The 21,782-nt window shown below is 62.1% G+C and carries 18 protein-coding genes; 9 read left to right on the forward strand and 9 right to left on the reverse strand.

Features of this window, described 5'->3' with window-relative positions:
• The first annotated feature begins 56 nt into the window (after window positions 1-56).
• The 9 genes from D3M70_RS17730 to D3M70_RS17770 all read left to right on the forward strand — a co-directional run bounded on the left by D3M70_RS17730 (window position 57) and on the right by D3M70_RS17770 (window position 8,784).
• Window positions 57-1,373, forward strand: coding sequence for an MFS transporter (locus D3M70_RS17730; protein WP_120127014.1), 1,317 nt, complete (start codon window positions 57-59; stop codon window positions 1,371-1,373).
• 136 nt (window positions 1,374-1,509) lie between these two features.
• Complete coding sequence (araD1, locus tag D3M70_RS17735) at window positions 1,510-2,502, forward strand: AraD1 family protein (protein ID WP_120127015.1); 993 nt, start codon at window positions 1,510-1,512, stop codon at window positions 2,500-2,502.
• Window positions 2,503-2,700: 198 nt separating this feature from the next.
• The gene (locus tag D3M70_RS17740; protein WP_120127016.1) at window positions 2,701-4,287 is read left to right on the forward strand and encodes an aldehyde dehydrogenase (NADP(+)); all 1,587 of its coding nucleotides are present in this window, start codon (window positions 2,701-2,703) and stop codon (window positions 4,285-4,287) included.
• A gap of 191 nt (window positions 4,288-4,478) precedes the next feature.
• Window positions 4,479-5,804, forward strand: coding sequence for an MFS transporter (locus tag D3M70_RS17745; RefSeq protein WP_120127017.1), 1,326 nt, complete (start codon window positions 4,479-4,481; stop codon window positions 5,802-5,804).
• A gap of 89 nt (window positions 5,805-5,893) precedes the next feature.
• Entirely contained in the window at window positions 5,894-6,199 is a 306-nt protein-coding gene (locus D3M70_RS17750; RefSeq protein WP_120127018.1) for a DUF5629 family protein, read from the forward strand.
• A gap of 133 nt (window positions 6,200-6,332) precedes the next feature.
• Complete coding sequence (locus tag D3M70_RS17755) at window positions 6,333-7,502, forward strand: lactonase family protein (RefSeq protein ID WP_120127019.1); 1,170 nt, start codon at window positions 6,333-6,335, stop codon at window positions 7,500-7,502.
• 172 nt (window positions 7,503-7,674) lie between these two features.
• The gene (locus D3M70_RS17760; RefSeq protein ID WP_120127095.1) at window positions 7,675-7,857 is read left to right on the forward strand and encodes a hypothetical protein; all 183 of its coding nucleotides are present in this window, start codon (window positions 7,675-7,677) and stop codon (window positions 7,855-7,857) included.
• 508 nt (window positions 7,858-8,365) lie between these two features.
• Entirely contained in the window at window positions 8,366-8,557 is a 192-nt protein-coding gene (locus tag D3M70_RS17765) for a hypothetical protein (RefSeq protein WP_120127020.1), read from the forward strand.
• Window positions 8,554-8,784: a hypothetical protein gene (locus D3M70_RS17770; RefSeq protein ID WP_120127021.1), complete on the forward strand. Its 231-nt coding sequence runs from the start codon at window positions 8,554-8,556 to the stop codon at window positions 8,782-8,784. Before D3M70_RS17765 ends, D3M70_RS17770 begins: the two co-directional genes overlap by 4 nt.
• Window positions 8,785-8,909: 125 nt before the next feature.
• Here D3M70_RS17770 and D3M70_RS17775 read toward each other — a convergent pair whose 3' ends face one another.
• From D3M70_RS17775 to D3M70_RS17815, 9 genes are all read right to left on the reverse strand, one after another.
• Window positions 8,910-9,512, reverse strand: coding sequence for a glutathione S-transferase (locus D3M70_RS17775; protein WP_120127022.1), 603 nt, complete (start codon window positions 9,510-9,512; stop codon window positions 8,910-8,912).
• Window positions 9,512-13,153, reverse strand: a complete 3,642-nt coding sequence (locus D3M70_RS17780) for an AAA family ATPase (protein ID WP_120127023.1) — start codon at window positions 13,151-13,153, stop codon at window positions 9,512-9,514. Before D3M70_RS17780 ends, D3M70_RS17775 begins: the two co-directional genes overlap by 1 nt.
• Complete coding sequence (locus D3M70_RS17785; protein WP_120127024.1) at window positions 13,150-14,391, reverse strand: exonuclease SbcCD subunit D C-terminal domain-containing protein; 1,242 nt, start codon at window positions 14,389-14,391, stop codon at window positions 13,150-13,152. Before D3M70_RS17785 ends, D3M70_RS17780 begins: the two co-directional genes overlap by 4 nt.
• Window positions 14,392-14,577: 186 nt before the next feature.
• A complete protein-coding gene (locus tag D3M70_RS17790) occupies window positions 14,578-16,260 on the reverse strand; it encodes a BatD family protein (RefSeq protein WP_120127025.1) in 1,683 nt (560 codons plus the stop codon).
• On the reverse strand, window positions 16,257-17,978 hold the full coding sequence (locus D3M70_RS17795) for a VWA domain-containing protein (protein WP_120127096.1): 1,722 nt from the start codon (window positions 17,976-17,978) through the stop codon (window positions 16,257-16,259). Before D3M70_RS17795 ends, D3M70_RS17790 begins: the two co-directional genes overlap by 4 nt.
• An 8-nt stretch (window positions 17,979-17,986) precedes the next feature.
• Window positions 17,987-19,054 (reverse strand): VWA domain-containing protein, encoded by a 1,068-nt coding sequence (locus D3M70_RS17800; RefSeq protein WP_120127026.1) that lies wholly within the window; start codon window positions 19,052-19,054, stop codon window positions 17,987-17,989.
• Window positions 19,047-19,541 (reverse strand): DUF4381 domain-containing protein, encoded by a 495-nt coding sequence (locus D3M70_RS17805; RefSeq protein ID WP_120127027.1) that lies wholly within the window; start codon window positions 19,539-19,541, stop codon window positions 19,047-19,049. The genes D3M70_RS17800 and D3M70_RS17805 overlap by 8 nt, the downstream gene beginning before the upstream one ends.
• On the reverse strand, window positions 19,538-20,482 hold the full coding sequence (locus D3M70_RS17810) for a DUF58 domain-containing protein (protein WP_120127028.1): 945 nt from the start codon (window positions 20,480-20,482) through the stop codon (window positions 19,538-19,540). The genes D3M70_RS17805 and D3M70_RS17810 overlap by 4 nt, the downstream gene beginning before the upstream one ends.
• A gap of 4 nt (window positions 20,483-20,486) precedes the next feature.
• Window positions 20,487-21,446 carry a MoxR family ATPase gene (locus D3M70_RS17815; RefSeq protein WP_120127029.1) on the reverse strand — a complete coding sequence of 320 codons (960 nt, stop codon included), beginning with the start codon at window positions 21,444-21,446 and terminating at the stop codon, window positions 20,487-20,489.
• Window positions 21,447-21,782 lie beyond the last annotated feature (336 nt).

Below are 21,782 nucleotides of genomic sequence, written 5' to 3' on the forward strand. Positions count from 1 at the left end.
GGCAGAGGCGATCCCCGTAAAGCTTCCATAACAAAAACAACGTGGAGACCGCATACATGAGCCAGGAACTCAGGCTTATTCGTCGCATCACCTTGAAACTCATCCCTTTTCTGATCCTGTTGTACCTGATCGCGTATGTGGACCGTTCCGCCGTGGGCTTCGCCAAGCTGCACATGGGCGCGGACGTCGGCATCGGCGATGCGGCGTATGGTTTGGGCGCGGGTCTGTTCTTCATCGGTTACTTTCTGCTGGAAATCCCCAGCAACCTGATGCTCGAGCGCTTCGGTGCACGGCGCTGGTTCGCGCGGATCATGATCACCTGGGGCGCGATCACCATGGGCATGGCCTTCGTTCAGGGCCCGACCAGCTTCTACGTGATGCGCTTTCTGCTCGGTGCGGCCGAAGCGGGCTTTTTCCCCGGCGTGCTGTACTACATCACCCAGTGGTTCCCGGTGCGCCATCGCGGCAAGATTCTGGGACTGTTCATTCTCTCGCAACCCATCGCCATGATGATCACGGGCCCGATTTCCGGTGGCCTGCTGGGCATGGAAGGCATTGGTGGTTTGCACGGCTGGCAGTGGCTGTTCCTGTGCATCGGTGCGCCGGCGATTCTGCTGACATGGCCCGTGCTGCGCTGGTTGCCGGACGGTCCCAAAGACGTGAAGTGGATGGACCCGGTGGAGAAGGAGTGGCTGTCCGGTGAACTGAAAAAGGATCTGGAAGAATACGGACAGACCCGTCACGGCAATCCGTTGCACGCCCTCAAGGACAAACGCGTCCTGTTGCTGGCGCTGTTCTATCTTCCTGTCACGCTGAGTATCTATGGCCTGGGCCTGTGGCTGCCGACCCTGATCAAACAGTTCGGCGGCAGCGACCTGGTGACCGGTTTCGTGTCTTCAGTGCCTTATATCTTCGGCATCGTCGGTCTGTTGATCGTGCCGCGCAGCTCCGACCGTCTGAATGATCGCTATGGTCATCTGGCGGTCCTTTATGTGATTGGCGCGGTGGGCCTGTTCCTTTCTGCTTACCTCAGTGTGCCGGTGCTGCAACTGGCGGCGCTGTGTCTGGTGGCGTTCTCGCTGTTCTCCTGCACGGCCGTGTTCTGGACATTGCCGGGGCGTTTCTTCGCCGGTGCCAGTGCGGCGGCGGGCATTGCATTGATCAACTCGGTGGGCAACCTGGGCGGTTACATCGGCCCGTTCGTCATCGGCTGGCTGAAGGAAATCACCGGCAGCCTGGCCACCGGGCTGTACTTCCTCTCGGGCGTGATGGTCTGCGGCTTGATCCTGACCGGCGTCGTGTATCGCGTTCTGGAACGCAAGCATGTGTTGCCGGAAACCAAATTCGCCGCCAGCGCCCGTAGTTCTCGTTAACGGCGCGGCCTGCGTAGGAGCGCGCTTGCCCGCGATAGCAGTTTGTCTGTGAGGCCTTTGGTGGCTGACACGACGAATTCGCGGGCAAGCGCGCTCCTACAGGGATCGTGCACATCATCTGGAAAGGAGACATTTCATGCATTTGGTTCAATTCGAATTGGGCAACGGCGAACGCCGTGTCGGTCTGGTGGATGGCGCGCTGGTGCGTGAAGTGCAAGGCGCGACCAGCACCCGTGAGCTGGCGCTGGCCGCCATCGACAAGAAAATCTCTCTGGCCGAACAGGTCGACAGCCTGGGGCTGGGCGACAGCCATGACTACTCGCAACTGCGCGCCGATCTGATGATCCTGCCGCCGCTGGACCATCCGGATCCTGCGCACCTGTTGGTCAGCGGGACCGGCCTGACTCACCTGGGCAGCGCCTCGGCCCGTGACAAGATGCACCAGCACGGCAACGATGAGTCGGCGATGACCGACACCATGCGCATCTTCAAGTGGGGCATCGAGGGCGGCAAACCTGCTGCCGGAGAAGCAGGCGTGCAACCGGAATGGTTCTACAAGGGCGACGGCAGCATCGTCATTCGTCCGGGCCAGGCCTTTCCACAGCCACCGTTTTCCGAGGACGCCGGTGAAGAGCCCGAGTTGAGCGGCCTGTACGTGATCGGTAACGACGGTCAGCCTTACCGTCTGGGTTTCGCCATCGGCAACGAGTTCTCTGACCACGTCATGGAACGCAAGAATTACCTGTACCTGGCCCACTCCAAACTGCGTGCCTGCTCGTTCGGTCCGGAACTGCGCGTGGGCGATCTGCCGCAGAACCTGGCGGGCACCAGCCGTATCCTGCGCGACGGCGAAGTGCTGTGGGAGAAGGAGTTTTTGAGCGGCGAGGCCAACATGTGCCATAGCCTGGAAAACCTCGAATACCACCACTTCAAGTACAGCCAGTTCCTGCGCCCGGGCGACGTCCACGTGCATTTCTTCGGCACCGCGACCCTGTCGTTCGCTGACGGCATCAAGACCCAGCCGGGTGACAAGTTCGAGATCAGCCAGAGCGAGTTCGGCGCGCCATTGGTCAACGGCATCGCGCCGACCGAAGCGGTGTTCGTGCCGGGTGGCATCAAGCAGCTCTAACCGACAACCGATCCGCTTCTGACCGAAGGGCGTGGGAGCGTGGCTTGTCCCGCGATCTGCCGGGACCGGCAGCAAATCCGGCAAACGCGGTCTTTCTGGCTGAGTTGACTGGTTTTGCTGCCGCTGCGCGCCAGATCGCGGGACAAGCCACGCTCCCACGGCCTCTGGCCAGAATCAAAAGCTACCGGAGTACCTTTCATGCCCCAGATCCTTGGTCACAACTACATCGGCGGCGCACGCAGTGCCGCTGGCAGCATCATCGTCTACAGCGCTGACGCCAGTACCGGTGAAAACCTGCCCCACGATTTCTTTCAAGCAACAGTGGAGGAGGTCGACGCCGCAGCCAAAGCCGCTGCGTCCGCCTACCCGGCCTACCGTTCGCTGAGCGCCGAAAAACGCGCGCAGTTCCTTGATGCCATTGCCGATGAACTCGACGCATTGGGCGACGATTTCATCGCCACGGTCTGCCGTGAAACCGCGCTGCCCACCGCGCGCATTCAAGGCGAGCGCGGTCGGGTCACCGGCCAGATGCGCCTGTTCGCCAAAGTCCTGCGTCGAGGTGATTTCTACGGGGCGCGCATCGATCTGCCGCTGCCGGATCGCAAGCCCGCGCCGCGTCCTGACCTGCGCCAATACCGTATCGGTCTCGGCCCGGTCGCTGTGTTCGGTGCCAGCAACTTCCCGTTGGCGTTCTCCACGGCTGGCGGCGATACCGCGTCGGCACTGGCCGCCGGCTGTCCGGTCGTGTTCAAGGCCCACAGCGGTCACATGGCAACCGCCGAGCAAGTGGCTGACGCCTTGCTGCGCGCTGCCGACAAAACCGGCATGCCCAAGGGCGTGTTCAACATGATCTATGGCAGCGGTGTCGGCGAGTGGCTGGTCAAGCACCCGGCGATTCAGGCCGTCGGCTTTACCGGTTCGCTCAAGGGCGGCCGTGCACTGTGCGACATGGCCGCTGCGCGTCCACAGCCGATCCCGGTGTTCGCCGAAATGTCGAGCATCAACCCGGTGATCATCCTGCCTCAAGCGCTGGACCTGCGCAGCGAGCGTATCGCTGCGGACCTGGCGGCTTCCATCGTTCAAGGCTGCGGACAGTTCTGCACCAACCCCGGTCTGATCATCGGTCTGCGCTCGCCTGCGTTCAGCGAGTTCCAGCAGCGTCTGGCGGCGCAGATCAACGACCAGCCGCCACAGACCATGCTCAACGCCGGCACGCTGAGCAGCTATGTCCGTGGCCTCAAAGCGCTGCACGCCCACGCCGGGATCGAACATCTGGCCGGTGGCGAACAGAAGGGCGATCAGGCCCATCCGCAACTGTTCAAGGCCGATGTCAGCCTGTTGCTCCGCGGCGATGAGTTATTGCAGGAAGAAGTGTTCGGACCGACGTCCATCGTGGTCGAAGTTGCCGATCAGGCGCAGCTCACCGAGGCCCTGCTCGGGCTGCACGGTCAGCTCACCGCGACGCTGCTGGTCGATGGCGATGACATGCAGCGCTTCAGCGAATTGACCGGGCTGCTGGAGCAGAAGGTCGGTCGCATCCTGATCAACGGTTATCCAACGGGCGTGGAAGTGGTGGACTCGATGGTGCACGGCGGCCCGTATCCGGCGACCTCCGATGCGCGCGGCACCTCGGTCGGCACGCTTGCGATCGATCGTTACCTGCGCCCGGTGTGCTTCCAGAACTACCCAGACGACGCCTTGCCCGAGGCTTTGAAAAACGCCAATCCGCTAGGGATTCAGCGGCTGGTGGATGGGGTGAATACCGTGGAGGCTATCAACGCTTGATGTGATCGCTCCCACGCTGCGCGTGGTAACGCCGCTCACGGGCTGCATTCCCACGCAGAGCGTGGGAACGATCATCAACAGGAGATTGATCGCACCCATGCAGAGCGTGGGAACGATCAACGTGTGACGCCCGAACACCGCTTCACCGCAACCCACCCGACACCCACATAAAAACAAACGAGGTGCGACCCATGACCGCCAATGCCATACCACTGGAACAGCTCGACGCCGATGCACTGGAGGACAGCATTTACCGCAAGGTGAGCTGGCGGATCGTGCCGCTGTTCATTTGCTGCTTCCTGTTCGCCTACCTTGACCGGGTCAACATCAGTTTCGCCAAACTGCAGATGGCCAGCGATCTGGGGTTCAGCGAGACCGTCTACGGTCTGGGCGCGAGTCTGTTCTTCGTCGGCTACTTTCTCTTTGAAGTCCCCAGCAACGTGCTGCTGCACAAGATCGGCGCGCGGATCTGGATCGCCCGGATCATGGTGTCCTGGGGCATCGCTTCGGCCTGCATGATGTTCGTGCAGACAGAATTCTGGTTCTACACCCTGCGTTTTCTGATCGGCGTGATGGAAGCCGGCTTCGTCCCCGGCGTGTTGTATTTCTTCACCCAGTGGTACCCGAGCACACGACGGGCGCGGGTCAACTCCTACTTCAAAAGCTCCATTTGCCTGTGCGGTATCGTCGGCGGTCCGATTGCCGGATTGATCCTCGGCCACTTCGACGGCGTGATGGGCGTGGCCGGCTGGCGCTGGCTGTTTCTGCTCGAAGGCATCCCCTCGGTCGTGCTCGGCGGCGTGGTGTTCTGGCTGGTAAAAGACCGGATCGAGGACGCACCTTGGCTCAGCGCGCAGGAAAAACAGGTGGTGCTGTCGCGCATGGCCAAAGAGCCCAAACCCGCGGTGTCGCAGAAGGTCAAGGACATCTGGAAACACCCGACCACCTACGTCATGTCGGCGATCTACCTGTGTTTGGTGATGGCACTGACCGGTCTGCTGTTCTGGATGCCGCAATTGATCAAGAGCGCGGGTGTCGCGGACACCATGACCATTGGCTGGCTGACCGTGATTCCCTATGTGGGCGCGGTGATCGGCAACCTGCTGATCGGCGCCAGTTCCGACCGTCATCGTGAACGCCGCTGGCACATGGCAGGCTGCGCGACCCTGACCGCAGCAGGCTATCTGGTGTGTGCGCTGTTCCCCGGACAGTTGGTGCCGCTGATGATCGGCATGACGCTGATCATGACCGGCATCATTGCCTGGATGCCGATTTTCTGGACCATCCCCCCACGTTTCCTCAGCGGCATAGCCGCAGCGGCAGGGATCGCCCTGATCAACTCCCTGGGTCAGCTGGGCGGCATCATCGCGCCGTTCATGGTCGGTCGCATCAAGGACCTGACCGGCACCGCAACGCCTGCGTTGTTCGCGTTGTTTGCCGTGAGCGTACTGGCCATCGCGCTGATCATCTGGGGCATTCCGCAGCGCTATTACGTGAAGGAAGCGTCTCAGGATTGACCGTTCCGACAGCGCTCAAGGCGTTCGCACCCCACACGCGTGCGCCTTTTGACCTATCATTCGCGCTTTCACCTACGCGAATGACTGCCATGACGACTACCCCGCAAACCCTTCGTGCCGAACTGCAAACGGCGCTGACCTCCCACAGCATGCTGGAGATCGATGGCCTGCATGCCTTCGAGTTCTCGCTGGATGAAATGCTGCAGATCGAAAGCATGGACGGTCGCGAGCGAAAGGTCTGGCGTTTTTCTCTGGCGCAGATCGATTCCGCCCAGTTCGACGATGCGCTGCAGAGCTGGGTCATCAACGACGGCAACGCCGATCACCGCATCGTGGTGCTCAACGCGTTTGCGGCCAGTGATGAGGATGAGGACGAAGAAGAAGAGCAGGGCTGACACTTTTACCCTGTAGCAAATAAACGCTCATGTCCGCTCTCTGCTCCTGGCAACTACTGCGCGCAAACCGCTGTCATAGACCTGATTCGCGCGTCTGCCGCGCGCCAACAACACCAACAATGAGATCGCCCCGATGACTCCCAGATTCGTACCCTGGCTGGTGCTCGCCAGCAGCCTTACCGCCCTCTCCGTTCAGGCCAAGTCCATGACCGATTACGACGTACTGGTGGGTGCCTATACCGCCGGTGCCAGCGAAGGCATCTATCGCTATGGCTTCAATACCCAGACCGGTCAGCTCGACGCCAAACCGCGTCAGGTGATCAAAAGTGAAAACCCGTCCTGGCTGACCCTCTCCAAGGATCAGCGCCACCTGTTCGCCGTTAACGAGAATGGCCCGGGCCAGACTGATGTGGTCGGCAAGGTCAGCAGCTTCGCCATCGACCCCAAGACCCATGCGGTATCGTTCATCAACCAGATCGAAAGCAAAGGCGAGGAGCCGACGCATTCCAACCTGAGTCTGGACGGGCGTTTCCTGTTCGTCGCCAACTACGCCGTCCATCCCGATCCGGGTGGTTCGCTGGCCGTGGTTCCGGTGGGCAAGGATGGCAAGTTGTCTGCTGTCGCACAGACCGCCACCCACGAAGCGAGCAAGGTCAATCCTGAGCGTCAGGCCTCATCTCACGTTCACTCAGCCGTTCCAACGCCTGACGGCAAGTACCTGATCGCCATGGATCTGGGCGCCGACAAGATGTTCGTTTTCAATTACGACGGCAAGAAAACGCAACCGCTGACGCCCGCCAAAGCACCTTCCGTTGACCTGCCACCGGGCAGCGGCCCGCGTCATCTGCTGTTCAGCAAAGACGGCAAGCACGCCTGGCTGACCATGGAAATGAGCGCCCAAGTGGCGGTGTTCGACTACCACGACGGCGTCTTCAAGCGCACCGCCCTGGTGGACCTGGCGAACAAGGACGGTCAGCAGTACCGCGCAGCGGGCGGCCTGCACACCTCGCCGGACGGCAAGTTCCTGTACGTCGCCAACCGCGGCGACGTCAACGAACTGCTGGTATTCAGCATCAACGCCGGCAATGGCCAGTTGAAGGAAATCCAGCGTCGTTCGGTGGAAGGCAAGGAGCCGCGTGAGTTCGCCTTCGACCCTAGCGGCCATTTCCTGCTGATCGCCAACCAGAAAAGCAACCAGATCGTGACCGTTCGAGTTGACCCAAAAACCGGGCTTCTGGGCGAAACGGTGCAGAAAGTAGACTTCGGTTCACCTTCCGACTTCCGTTTTCTGACTGGCAAGTGACACGTTGACGCAGGCTCGAGCCCTTGATCTACAAGGGCTCGGCGCATGTATTAATTCAAGTGATAAGGGCTAGTGCCAGAAAAGATTTTTTCTGAAAGCTCCTCGGGCGTAACTTTCATTCCACGGCCACGACGGTCAAGACTTGAAACGAAACAACACCGAGGTACGCATCATGAACTTCAATATCTTCTCCATCATCGCCGCGTCCGCCATCTCCGCCACCGTTGCATTGCCTGCCAGTGCCAGCGTTGATGTCGCCGACAAAAAAGTCAGCTCGACCCAGAGCTATACCCCGAAGTACCTGCAACAAAGCGCCAACTTCTACGCGGCTCTGGATCATAAGACTCAGCAATGAATAAAACGCCCCAAGTGAATCCATTCCCCGTTAACGACCTTCACAATAACGGGGGATGGATGTGTAAGGAATGACGTTGTATCGCTGTACTTGCTCGGTCATTGAAAGAACGCTTTCGCGAGCAAATTCGCCGTTAACAGGTTGATGCGACCCACTGACCACTGCGTGTCAGGCCATGCATCAAATGTAGGCGAGCTTGCTCGCGAAAGCGTTGAATTCCCTCCCTTTGGTCCCCGTCTGCTGAATAAGCGGCGGGGATTTTTTTATGCCCGAGATTCATATTAATCGTGCAGGAGCGCGCTTGCCCGCGAATCGCGTTGATGCAGTGCGGCAATCTTTTATCCCGGGCAAGCGCACTCCCAATAAGCGAGGCAAGAAACTATCAGCCTTATTGAAGCGTTAAATAATCAACCCGCCTGATGTTTTCCATCGCTGCACATCGTTTTTAAAGGACCGTAAGTTCCCGCATTCTGGGCGCCTGAAACAGGAACAACCCGGAGCTACTGACATGGCCACTGCCATTCTTCATTCACTTAAACAAGGCGCTTATACCGCCATTGCGTTGTATGTCGTTTTCATTGCAGTGGTCACCGTTGCCAGCATGCATCCACAACTGACCGCACCGGATTCGGTGGCCGCTCAGTCCTCACTCGTTCAGCTTGACCGTGCCGCTGTCGACACGAAGGTGCGTGCGTCGTGAGAGGGGTGAATTTCTGGGTGATCGTATTTTTTGCCCTGATCAACAACGGTTGCTCGTTGCTCGGCCATGGTGAAGGTTCGGTGGGTGGCGTCGCGCGAAGCATGGAGTTCAAGACCGAAGTCGCCGAGGCCATCGAATTGCAGAGGGCGCAGAAGCTCAATGCCGGTAACCCGCCACCCAGGCATGGCGAGCTGTTTTCTGACATCTTCCAGTGGACGGTGGTGTGACTCGCCGCGCATTTACCCTTGTAGGAGCGCGCTTGCCCGCGATGACGTGATGCCAGACGACGCAGGTGTTTGCAGACACACCGCCATCGCGGGCAAGCGCGCTCCTACGCCTTCGGCAGACGCCGTCAGCGCTTGGCCGTGGCGTCGGTGAAAAGCTTCGACTCCAGAAACCTTTTCAGCCACCCTTGCAAACGCGGATAAGGGCTCTGCCAGAACCAGTCCGGGTCGACGAAGCAGAACTGGCGCACGAATGGCGCCAGGGCGATGTCGGCCAGGGTCAGGTGGTCGTTGATCAGACACTCACGATCACTCAATAACCTTTCCAGCTTGCTCAGAAACACCTCTCCACGCGCGCGATATTCCTCCTGCGTGAACTCGGGATAGCGCACGGCATATTTGTAGCGATCCAGATCGGTCTTGAAGGTGCTGTCGTTTTCAGCGATCAGCGCGGCGATCTGCTGCTGCGCGGCGTTATCGGAGGCCATGGACCAGTCGTCCGGGTCGTTCCGGGCCAGGGCCCATCGCATGATGTCGAGGCTCTGCTCCAGCACTTCACCATCGAGCACCAGAACCGGCACCGTCCCTTTCGGGGAGTGTTTGAGCATTTCTGCCGGCTTGGCCTTGAGACTCACTTCGACCAACTCGACCTCTGCGCCGGCGTAGGCCACGGCCATGCGCGCTCGCATGGCGTAGGGGCAGCGGCGAAACGAATAGAGCAGGGCGACCATCACGTCACCTCCAGGGTGCTCAGGCCATTGCCCTGACGCCGCACCTGGATCTGCACAGGAATGCGCTCGTGCATTTCCTGTACGTGGGAAATGACCCCGACCTTGCGTCCTTGCGCCTGCAAACCGTCCAGCGCATCCATCGCCAATTGCAGCGATTCCGGATCCAGGCTGCCGAACCCTTCGTCGATGAACAGCGACTCGATCTTCAGTGTGCTCGACGCCATGGACGCCAGCCCCAGCGCCAGGGCCAGCGACACCAGGAAGGTTTCGCCGCCGGACAGCGAGTGCACCGAACGCAGTTCGTCGCCCATTTCAGTGTCCATCACCAGCAGTCCAAGCATGCTGCCGCCGCGCTTGAGGCGATAACGGCGCACCAGTTGCTTGAGCTGCGCGTTGGCGTGATGCACCAGCAGATCGAGGTTATAGGCCTGGGCGATCTTGCGGAACTTGTCGCCCTCGGCTGAACCGATCAGTCCGGCCAGTCGCGCCCAACGCAGGTATTGGCCATTGGCGACCTCGATGCGCTGCTGCAACTCGCTGTTGGCCGTGCGACGGCGTTCGTCCTCGCTGATCTGCGCACGCAGATCAGCGCACAGTTGATCGTGGCCGGCACAGGCGTCCTGCGCTTCGGACAGCGCCGACGCCAGTTGTTCGGCATCGCTGAAATCGTTGTGCTGCGCCTGATGCTGTTGCAGCTGAGTCTCGCGTTCCTGCACCAGCACTTTGGCCTGCTCCAGCGCTTTTTCGCTGAGCTGCAAGCGCTGACGCAACTGACTGACGCTGTCGTCGCTCAGGTCCAGCAATGCGTCGAGCGCGGCATCGTCGAGCTCGCTGTGGCTGCTGCGCCATTCGTGAATCTGCCGATCAAGGTCAGCCAGTTCCTGCTCCAGCCCTTGCAGGCGCTGGCGTTCACCGTCCAGCTCAGTGCTGAGTCTGATCAGTTCACTGCGCGCCTGCTGCAACGCCTCGCCGGTCGATGACTGCACCTGACGCGCTTGCTCCACGGCCTGTTCCAAGTGTCGCTGCCAGACCTCGGCGCTGGTGTGTTCGCCGAGAATTTCCTGCAGCCGTTGGCGGACGACCGCCTGCTGTCGCTGACAGGTTTCCAGGCGTTGCTGCAACTGCTGATGCTGCTGCTGACGACCTTGTTGAGCGATGTGCTCGCGCTCGATTTTCTGCGCCCGCTCGCTGTGTTCCTGCTGCTCGTCTTTGAGTTGATCGAGCTGTTCGACACGTCGAGCGATGTCGTTGTCCAGCTGCATGAAGCTTTCAGTGGCCGACTCGCGCCACAGCGCCAGGCTCTCGGCCGGGAGAAGGGGTTCGAATTCCTGTAGAGCGCTTTCGAAGGCCTGATTGTCCAGCGAGATATTGCGCTGTTGATCGTCCAGCAACTTCATCGCCTGCTGGCTGGCCTCTCGCGCAGCCTGCACCTGTTGTTGCAGGGACTCGGCGTCACGCTGCACCTTGAGCAGACGCGTCTGGCGTTGCTCGGCGCCGAGAATGTCCTGGGCCAATTGATGCAGGCGCTCACTGAGCCAGTCGCTGCGCAGGTGCTCGGCCTGCTCAAGCAGGCGCGGGTGCAGCGGATGGGCTTCCAGTTCCGGTGCCAGCTTTTGCAGTTGCTCGCCCAGTTGATCGAGTTGTGGTTTCGACTGTTTGAGCTGGTTGTTCAGTTCGGCCACTTCGGCCCGCAGTTCGGCGAGTTTTTCGCTGAGCTGACCGACCTTCAGGCGCGCCGCCGTTTCTTCGCTGTCGTCGTGCCCGGAAAGGGCTTCCAGCAACGCCGCGGACTGGTGATAGGGATGGTCTTCGCTACCGCACACCGGGCACGGTTGGTGATCCACCAATTGCTCACGCAGTTGCTCCACGCTGGCGCTGCGGGCCAGACGCTGGCGTTGCAGCAGCTCGACCGTGACCTTCAGCGCCTGGTCGGCGGCTTCATGCTCGCCCTTGAGCATCAGGCCCTGGGCGATGCTCTGTGCGCGACGTTCAGTGGCTTGTTGCTGTTGGGTTTGCACCTCATGCAGGCGCCCGGCGAGGTCCTGATGACGTTGCCACAGGCGCTCAAGCGAATCGCTCGCACTGTGTTGCTGGCGATTTTCCTGGAGTAACTGACCCAGTCGTTCGATTTCCTGACTGACCGCATCGGCCTTGACCTCGGCGTCGTCATACAGCGCCTGCAAGGCGATGCGCCGTTCGCTGAGTGCCTGTTCGGCATCGGTGGAGCGCTGTTCCAGTGCCGGCAGCTCTTCCCGGCCTTTGTTGAGTCGCGAACTGAGCAAGACGATCTGCTGCAGGCGAGGGCGATAGGCGTTCCACGACTGACTGAGCGAATCCAGCGCAGCGCTGTTCTGTAATTGCTCGGCAATCGACTGCAAGCGCGATTCGACCTGACGCTGCTGCTCGCCCAATTGATTGAGCGCGGTCTGGCCTTCACTGCTCGAGTGTTCGGCAACCCGGGCCTGCTCGCTGATCTGCTGCAGTTCCTGATTCAGGTGATTGAGCTGGATCTGTTGCTCGAACGCTTCGCGCAGGGTCGGCGCCGCTTGCTGTTGTTGCGCCTGCGCCTGCTCCAGAGCGCCTTGCGCCGAGCTGAGCTGGGCTTGCAGTTCCGTCAGGCGGGTTTGAAGCCCGTTTTGCTGTTGCGCGTGGGCGCCAATGGTCGCCGCCAACGGACTCAACTGACTGTCCAGTTTCTTGCGCTGGCCGAACAGGTGCCGCTGTGGTGCCAGGCGTTCGAGTTGGCCCGATTGTTGGCGCTCACTGCTTTGACTGTCCCAGGTCTGTTGCGCACTGGCGAGTTGTTCGCTAGCCGCCAGATGGCTGTCGCGCAGGCGGTTCAATTCGCTCAACCACTGTTGCTTGAGTTCCAGTTGACGTAATTGGGCCTGGGCCAGTTTCAGGTGTTGCTGCGCATCGCCGAAGCGGTGTTCCAGCTCGGTGCGCTGTTGCGGTTCCAGCGGCGTCAGGTTGCCGGCCTGGGCACTGAGGGTTTTGAGCGCCTCTTCGGCTTCCTTGCTCTTGCTGTAGGCGCGACGACCGAGCTGGCTGTAAATCGCCGTGTCGGTGAGCTTTTCAAGCAGCTCGCTGCGCTCTTTGTCGTCGGCCTTGAGGAAGGCGCTGAACTCGCTCTGCGCCAGCATCACGGCACGGGTGAACTGCTCGAAATTGAGACCCAGCCGCGCTTCGAGCAGGGTCTTGTATTCGCTCTTGCTCTGGTTGCTGAGGATCTGGTCGCTGTCCAGATCGGTCAGGGTCTGGCGGCTGGCCTGGAGTTTTTTCGTCGCATTGTCGCGGGCGCGGTTGGTCTCCCAGCGGGCGCGGTAGCGACGTTTGTCGATGCCGACGAAGTCCACTTCCGCATAGCCGCTGCCAGTGCCGCGACGCAGCAGGTTGCGCGGATCGGCGGTGCTGATGTCGCCGTCGATTTCCGGGACCTTCGACTGGCCGACGTTGTTCAGCCTGGGGATGGCCCCGAACAGCGCCAGGCACAGGGCATCGAGCAGTGTGCTTTTACCGGCGCCGGTCGGTCCCGTGATTGCGAACAGACCTGCACTGGCCAGCGGCTCGGCGGTGAAATCCAGTTCGAAGGGACCTGCCAGAGAGGCGAGGTTCTTCAGGCGAATGGCGAGAATTTTCATGGCTGTTCGCTTTCCAGTTGCACGTCTTGAAGCAGAGTGGCGAAGTCTTGCAGCGTCTGTTCGTCCACCTCGCTGCCGTAGGTGTCGAGCCATGCGCGGCTGAACAAATCCTGCGGGCTGAGTTGATCCAGCTCGATCAGGTCCTGCTCGTCACCGTCATCGCGGCTGCCTTGGCCGGCGTATTCCGCCGCGATGCGCACCAGGCGCACGGCTTTGTTTTCCAACGCCGATTCGATCTGGTTGCGCAGGTCCGGTTGCGGTTCGTCCAGACGGACCCGCACTTCCAGCCAAGGCTGGCGGTCGATGTCGGCCAGCAGGTCGATGTCCGGCAGGTCCTTGAGTTGCAGCAGCAACTCGGCCAGCGGTGCCGGGCCGATGCGCTGTAAGTTGACCGCGCGGGGGATCAACAGGGGTTTGACGCTGGCGAGTTTTCCGCCCTCGCAGTCGATTTCAAGGATCTGATGCTGGTAGCCGATTTCCGAGAACGACAGGGGAATCGGCGAGCCGCTGTAGCGAATGCGGTCTTCGCCGTTGACCTTCTGCGGTTTGTGCAGATGGCCGAGCGCGACGTAGGTGATGGTCTCACCGAACAGGCTGGCGGGCAGGGCTTCGGCGTTGCCGATGATCAGGCTGCGCTCGGAGTCTTCCGACACAGAGCCACCGGCCATGTGCGCGTGGCTGATGGCGATCAGCGCCTGGCCCTTCTTGCGCTTCTGGTTGGCGGCGGCAATCAGCATCTCGTGGACCTGACCGATGCCGCGCAAATAGTTGTCGCCCAGCGTCGGGCCGGTGACTTCGGCGGGGCGCAGGAACGGCAGCGCCAGGCACCAGCCCAGCACCTTGCCCTTGGCGTTGGTCAAAGGCAGCAACAATCGGTCGACGTCGAGCACGCCGTCGTCGAGCCACAACACCCGGCCCAGCGCATGGGTGCGCAGACGGCGCATCAGCGGCGCGGGCAGTTCGATGCGCGAACCGGAGTCGTGGTTGCCGGCGATCATCACGATGGTCAGTTGCGGATTCTGTTCATGGGCGCTGACGATGAAGTCGTACAGACGCTCCTGGGCTTTGACCGGTGGATTGACCGTGTCGAAGATGTCGCCGGCGATCAGCAGCACATCAGGCGTGCGCTCGGCCAGACGGGCCAGCAGCCAGGTCAGAAAGCTGGCGTGTTCGAAATCTCGTTCCTGGCCATGGAGATTTTGGCCCAGGTGCCAGTCGGAGGTGTGGAACAGACGCATTGGAGTACCTTGTGTTGAATGGTTTCATGGCCGCAAGCCAACCCCGATGGTCGCTCCTCACGCTGAGCGTGGGAAGGCCGGGTCGGCCCCTCTGCGGCCAATGCGACGCGCAGCGTCACGGGTTGTGTTCCCACTTACAGCGCGAGGAACGATCAATGCGCGACGTGGCGCATCGATACAGAGAAATCATTTCGGATACAGCGGCGGCAAACTTTCCGCGCCATTCGGGTCGATCGGTTTTTCCACGGCCGGCAATGCCTTGACCGCCTTCCATAAGTCCTCGCCCAGCCACAGTTTGCCGGTCTCGCTGTACAGCGCGCCGTTCAGGCCGTCGAGCGCATCGGACAGCGGCACGAAGCGTGCAGCCATGTCGGCCAGGGTTTCGGGCTGCTGACGGGCCCAGGCGTCCAGTGCCTGACGGGTCGCCAGCGGATCGTTGGCAAGGCTTGCGCGTTTCAGGTCGTCGAGCACCGTTCGAGGGCTCGGTCCGGCCTGGGCAACGCGTGTCAACGCCGGTTGCCAGCGCCCCCGCCACCACAGGCCGAAGCCCGCCAGTGTGGTGAAACTCAACAGCACCGTGCTCAGTTGCCACGGCCATACCGGTGGGCCGATGACGGTGACGCCACTGTTGTCGCTGACCGGCATGTCCACCGCCAGCGCCGGGTTGGTGCTCACTTGCAGGGTGTGCGCGGGCAGCGAGCTGTGTTCCAGATGATCTTCCAGAGTGTTCCACCAGACCACGTCCACTGCCGGAATATCGATGGCGCCGGGCCGGTTGGGCACCAGCGCTTCGCGTTCTTCGCGGCTGCCGAGCAACCCTCGCTCACTGGCCTGATTGCTCAGTTGCGGTTGATCCGGATAGCGACGCAGGGCGCTGACGTCGGTCGCCGGCAGCGGGGGCAATTGCGCGCTGGACAGGCCTTCGGCCTTGATCACCAGCGTGCGGGTCAGCGAGTCGCCGATCTGGGTGTGCGCCGGGTCCGGGCTCCAGTTTTCGCTCAAAGTGATGCTGCGCGCCGGCAACCACGGGGTATTGGCCGGGTAGTGTTCCGGTTGCGGCTTGACCTTCAGCGGCAGCGGATCGGACATCACCCGCATCAACTTGCCAGGCTGGGGACTGGTGGCCACCGCAGGCTGGCTGGTCGCTGCGGCCTGGGTCTGCGGGATGTCCTGAACCATCGTCGCGCTGAACTCCTGCGCCGGGATGGTCATGTCGCCGCTGTGCTGGGGATACAGCGCGTAGCGCATTTCGATCACGCCGTGGCGGATGCCGTTGATCTGCTTTTCATAGGTGCGGGTGTCGCCGAGCTTTTCAATGCGCGTATCGGGCACCTGCAACGGCGTCAGGTTGCTGTCGTCGAACAGCGACACCGAGTGATAGATGCGCACGGTCAGCACCGCCTGGGCCTGCACGTAAACCGAGTCCTGATCCAGGCTGGCTTCCATGAACACCGGGGCCAGTTTCTGCTCCTGCGACGGTGACGACGACTCGACCTCCACCACCTGCAAGGCGATGGGTTGACTGACCAGTTCGCCGAGCTTCAGCGCCGGAATGTCGATCGAACCGCTGTGCTTGGGCATCAGGGTGATCAGCCAGCGGGTGGTCGCGTGCACGTTGCCCTCAAGCGTGGTCAGGCTATTGAGCTGGCGCGTGTCGCGCACTTCGAAATCCGCTTCCAGCGCGGTCATGTCAGGCTTGCCGAACAGGGTGGCGTCATCGGATTCCAGTGTCAGTTCGACGGTCTCGCCGGTGTTCACCCGCGTGCGGTCGACGCTGGCCTGCAAGGATGCAGCAGGCGCGTCGGCCTGCGCCACCAGGGCGAACAGGCACAGCATCCAGGCGATTACCACAGTGTGCACACGACTCATCGGGCTTTTTCCTGATGCTGCTGTTGTTCGTACCAGAATTTTCGCCGCAACAGTTCACCGGGCTCATCGGGAATCTGTCGCAGCCATTGTTCGAGTGCCTGACGCTGTTCGCCGCTGATCTGGCTGTCGGCAGGGCGGCTCGGCGCACGGGTGGGTTCATCGTCATCGGGCATCGAGTCAGAGGTTCCGGCACCACCGGACATTTCCTGAGTGCCGGGGCCGCTGTCGTTTTCCTCCGCGTGCTGATCCGATGCCTGCTGGTTAGATTGCGGCTGATCGGAACTGCCTGCGCTCGGGTTTCCCGCGTTTTCATCACCCTCGGTCTTGCCTTCGCTGGCATCTTGGGCCGCTGCCTGTTTGTTCTGCTCCAGCAACTGTTCGACCAGCGCCTTGTTCGCGGCGGCGGCCGAAAACTCGGGTTGACGGTCCAGCGCTTGTTCGTAAGCGTCGATGGCCGCTTCCAGCTCGCCGCTGCGGGCCAGGGCATTGCCGCGATTGTAATGGTCGGTGGCCGTATTGCCTTGAGCGAAGCGCTGAGCGGCGCCAGCAAAGTCACCGGCCTCGTACAGTGCGATGCCTTGCCACTGCACATCCTCGAAATGCCGGGCGGCCTCGGCGGGGTGTTGCTGCTCCAGCAAATGCTGCCCCTGCTGGTCAGGGCGAAGAAACAGATCGGTGAATTCGAACGCGTAGCTGTGTTGCGGCATCAGCATCAACAATGGCATGCACAGCACCCACCCTCGTCGGCCCGCACAGGCCGCCAGCAACAGCAGCGGCAGCAAGAGCCAGTAACCCTGATCGGCCCAGCTGTCCAGCTGCACGGTCTGGCCGTGGCTGCGCAGCTCTTTGGGGCCGTCGAGCAATCCGAGTTCGCGAAGATCGTCATCGTCCAGCCGCAGCTGGCTGTAATGCCCACCCAGCTCGTCGGCGAACTCCGTGAGGCTCACGCCGTCCAGACGCGGCACCAGAATGCCCCCCTGGGCGTCCTTGAGGAAACCGCCTTTTTCCTGCGTCACCGGCGCGCCCTCGGCGGTACCGACGCCGAGCATCAACAGCTGCGGGGCGTGGCCGGGCATGGCCGAACGAATGCCCCGACGCTCTGCATCGGTGAGCGACGAGCCGATCCACAGCAGCCGCCCCTGGCCCAGATCGCCCTGTTTGAGCAGGTCCAGCGCCTTGAGCACGGCCAGATCGGCGCGCTGACCACTTTCCGGCATGATCGAGGGCCTTACCGCGTCCAGCAGGTTTTTGCTGGTGGTCAGGTCATCGGACAGCGGCACCAGCGTGTGGGCGCTGCCGGCGTAGACGATGATCGCGGTCTGCGAATCGCGACGAACCTGCAACAGATCGAGCAGCTTGCGTCGCGCCTGCTCCAGGCGTGAGGGCGGGCTGTCGGCGGCGAGCATTTCCGGGGTCAGTTCCAGCAACACCACCAGCGGGTCCACCGGTTTCTGGCTGCTCTGTTCGACCCGCTGCCAGCTGGGCCCGAGCAACGCCAGCAACGCCAGCAGCCAGCCGAACCCCAGCGCGATCCACGGCAGCTTGCTTTCGTGACCGCTGCCGCCACTGAGCAGGACAGAATGAAACGCGCGGGGCAGAATCATCTGCCAGCGGCCGACGCGTTTCTTGCGGTTCCACAGTCGCCACAGCAACCAGCCCAGCAGCGGCAGAAGCAGCAGCCACCAGAGGCGCAACCAGTGCGGCCAAAGGGTCAGGATCGACACGCTCATCCGCGCCTCCGCAAACGCTTGAAGCGTTGACGCCACTGCGTGCCGGGATGCAGCGCCGGTTGCCGGGAGATGAAGCGATACACCGGGTTGTGCGGCCAGCGTTCGTGAATCACCAACACAATGCTCAGCACCAGCGCGAGCGCCAGTGGCCAGTGATACAGCGCTCGCGCCGGACGGGCCTGGGTCGGTTGCTGGGTGACAGGCTCCAGGGTGTCGAGGGTTTGGCCGATCTTTATCAGCTCTGCGCCGTCGCGGGCACGGAAGTACCGGCCCCCGGTGATCTCGGCGATTTCTCGCAGCGACGGCTCGTCAAGGTCCAGGCTTGGGTTGAGGCCCAGAATGGTGGTCGCACCCTTGTCCGGGTCTGCGCCAATGCCGATCGGGTAGATTTTCACGCCTTCGCCCGCCGCCAGCCGGGCCGCGGTGGCCGGATCGATCTGACCGGCATTGTTGGCGCCGTCGGTCACCAGAATCAGCACTCGGCTCTGCGCAGGACGCGCGCGCAGACGTTTCAACGCCAGGCCGATAGCATCGCCGATGGCGGTGTTCTTGCCGGCGATGCCGATTCGCGCCTCATCCAGCCAGACGCGTACTGTCTTGCGGTCGAAGGTCAGCGGGGCCTGCAAATAGGCCTGACTGCCAAACAGGATGAGACCGACGCGGTCACCCTGGCGCTGTTCGAGAAAGTCGCCGAGCAACTGTTTGACCAGGGTCAGGCGGCTGACCTCGTCGCTCTGCCAGATCATGTCCGGGTAATCCATCGAGCCCGACACGTCCACGGCCACCAGCAGATCCCGACCACTGGACGCCACCGGCAGAGGTTCGCCGAGCCATTGCGGCCGGGCAGCGGCGACCAGCAGCAACAGCCAGACCGTCACGAAGGGCAACTGTCGACGCCAGCCCGGTAAATGCGCGCGAGCACGCCGGCCGGCCAGACCTTCGAGCTCATTGAGGAAACTGACCTTGAGCGCCGCTTCGCCACTGTCGGCGACCGGCAGCACGAAACGCAGCAACCAGGGCAGCGGCAACAGGACGATGACCCATGGCCAGGCGAACTCAAACATGTTTGCGAATCCAGGTCTCGACCGACTGGGTCAGGCCATTGATGGCCTTGTCGTCGAGTTTGCACTCGGGCTTGTAGGCGCCTTCTACCAGAATCATCCAGCGGGTCAGGCCCGCAGCGGGGCAGCGGTTGTCGAGAAACGCCAGCCATTTGCGGCCATTGAGCGTATGGCTCTGGCTGTAGGGGTAATGGTTGCGGCACAGACGCTTGAGCAGGCCGTTGATCTGTTGCAGCCAGGCACCGGCGGGTGCGCCATCGTAGGGTTTTGGCAGTTGGGCGAGTTCGATCAACGCGGCTTGCCGCAGCGGGTCCAGTGCTTGTTCGGCGTTCTCGCGGGCGGCCTTTTTCGGCAGCAGCACCCGCGCGCGCCACAGGCCATAACCGAGCAGCGGAATCAGCGCCAGCAACAGCCACCAGCCGGGGGCGGGGGGCCAGAACGCAACGGGCTCTGGCTGGATCAAGGGTTGCAACTGGTCCAGCAGGCTCATTTCTGCTTTACCGGTTGTCTGGCGTTGAGGTAATCGCGCAGTTGTTCGACCATTTCCTGCTGGGTGCTCAACGGAATCATCAGCACCCGCAGCTTCTTGGCCAGCAACTCCCAGCGTGCCTGCCGCGCTTCGCCCTGAGCGCGGTAAGTCTGGCGCAGGTCGGGGTTGAGGGTGTCGAGCTCCAGTTGCGCGCCCTTGTCGGCGAAGCGCAGCAGCCCGGCAGCCGGCAACGCGTGATCCAGCGGGTCGGACAACGGCAACAGCAGCAGGTCGCAATGGCGGGAGAGCAGCGTCAGTTGCTGTTCGGCGGAATCGGACAGTGCGCGCTCGTCGCACAGGACGAACACCAGACTGCCCGGCCGCAGCACTTCTCGCGCCCGGCGCAGGGCCACGCCAAAGGTGTCGCGATCCGCTGCGGCCTCGGTATGCAGCGACTGGTTGACCCGCACCAGACGGTTGAGCAACTGGAGCAGGCTTTGCTTGCTGCGTCGCGGCTTGATTTCGTAGTGCTCGTTGTCGCCGAATACCAGCCCGCCGACCCGGTCGTTGTGGCCCAGCGCGGCCCAGCCGATCAACGCCGCTGCCTGCGCCGCCAGTACCGATTTGAACATCAGCCCCGAGCCGAAGAACAGCCGATGGCTTTGTTCGACCATGATGAAAATCGGCCGCTCGCGCTCTTCGTGAAACAGTTTGGTGTGCGGCTCCTGCGTGCGGGCCGTGACGCGCCAGTCGATGGTGCGCACGTCGTCCCCGGCCTGATAGACCCGCACCTGGTCGAAGTCCACGCCCCGACCGCGCAGCTTGGAGTGGTGCAGGCCGATCAGCGGGCTGCGCTGGCTGGGCGATGAAAACAGCTGAACTTCCCGCACGCGATGACGCATCTCGATCAGCTCGGCGAGGCTGATGCGGATGCCCGGTTGGGAGATCAGATAGGGTTGCATGGGATCAGGCGACGGCAACGACGTCGAGAATGCGCTGGATCACGCGGTCCTGATCGATGCCCGCGGCTTCGGCTTCGAACGACAGAATGATGCGGTGGCGCAGCACGTCGAAGACCGTCGCCTGGATGTCTTCGGGGCTGACGAAATCGCGACCGGCGAGCCAGGCGTGGGCCCGGGCGCAGCGGTCCAGGGAAATCGAGCCGCGGGGGCTGGCGCCGTAGCCGATCCACTCGGCCAGCTCGGCGTCGAACTTGGCGGGAGTGCGGGTCGCCATGACCAGTTGCACCAGGTATTCCTCCACCGCGTCGGCCATGTACAGCCCGAGGATTTCCTTGCGCGCGGCGAAGATTGCCTGCTGGGTGACACGGCGTTCGGGCTTGGTTTCGCCATTCAATGCCTCGCCACGGGCCTGCTGCAGAATCTTGCGTTCGACGTTGGCGTCGGGGAAGCCGATCTTGACGTGCATCAGAAAGCGGTCGAGCTGGGCTTCGGGCAGCGGATAGGTGCCTTCCTGTTCGATGGGGTTCTGGGTCGCCATCACCAGAAACAGCGGCGACAGGTCGTAAGTGCTGCGTCCCACGCTGACCTGGCGCTCGGCCATGGCCTCCAGCAGCGCCGATTGCACCTTGGCCGGGGCACGGTTGATTTCGTCGGCCAGTACCAGGTTGTGGAAGATCGGGCCTTGCTGGAACACGAAACTGCCGGTTTCCGGACGGTAGATCTCGGTGCCGGTGATGTCGGCGGGCAGCAGGTCGGGGGTGAACTGAATGCGATGGAATTGCGCTTCGATGCCTTCGGCCAGTTCCTTGATCGCCTTGGTCTTGGCCAGACCCGGAGCGCCCTCGACCAACATATGGCCGTCGGCAAGCAGCGCGATCAGCAGGCGCTCGACCAGTTTCTCCTGCCCCAGGATCTGAGTGGAGAGAAAGGTTCGCAGCGCGATCAACGCTTCACGATGTTCCATCGATGACGGTTCCTGGCAGGGTAGGCGGCAGCGCCAAAACGGCACCGAAGCTGGGGGCGTTACTTTAATCCATCCGAGGGGTTGGCGACTAACCGGGCAAGGGGGTTTTTTCAGTCATTGCACAGGTTTGCGGGGGAAATATCAGAATTGTCAGACAGGTTGGGGGATTTCACGCGACCGACGCATAGCGTCAGGCGGCGGAGCTGGCGCTGAGCTGCGCATGACATCATCGTCCATGTCCGTTACAGCGCGATCGACGCAGGGAAGGGGGTTGCCGAACAGGTCAAAGGCTTGAACGAGACAGGCAAGCGCAAGGGCGAATCACGGCCACACCGT

The organism is Pseudomonas sp. LS-2 (genome assembly GCF_003605735.1).
GTDB lineage: Bacteria > Pseudomonadota > Gammaproteobacteria > Pseudomonadales > Pseudomonadaceae > Aquipseudomonas.